The organism is Microbacterium sp. GbtcB4 (genome assembly GCF_019091465.1).
GTDB lineage: Bacteria > Actinomycetota > Actinomycetes > Actinomycetales > Microbacteriaceae > Microbacterium > Microbacterium paraoxydans.
This window is the reverse complement of the sequence record NZ_JAGXJJ010000424.1, coordinates 1-243: the sequence shown is the minus strand read 5'-3', so window position 1 is coordinate 243 and position 243 is coordinate 1. Positions and strand designations below refer to the sequence as shown.

The window sequence follows — 243 nt, the reverse complement described above, 5'->3', positions numbered from 1 at the left end:
CTTGCGCGGCGGGTCAGGCGCTGCCGGAAGGGAGTCGCCTGCCCGGGCGCGGCGGCCTGACGTGAAACCGGGAAGGAAGGCGTGAGGGACGCGGCCACCCCGGTCTTCGCGATCGCCGCAGCCGCCAAGCTCGCCGGCCTGCACCCCCAGACCCTCCGTCAGAAAGACCGGATCGGCCTCGTGGGGCCGGGGCGGGCGCCCGGCTGTCCCCGTCGTGATTCTCTCCTCAACATCCTACAACTG

At 72.4% G+C, this 243-nt stretch carries 1 pseudogene; it reads left to right on the top strand.

From position 1 onward, the window contains the following. Positions 1-81 precede the first annotated feature (81 nt). A pseudogene (locus tag KVS71_RS20115) lies at positions 82-243 on the top strand (transcriptional regulator); the annotation flags it as partial.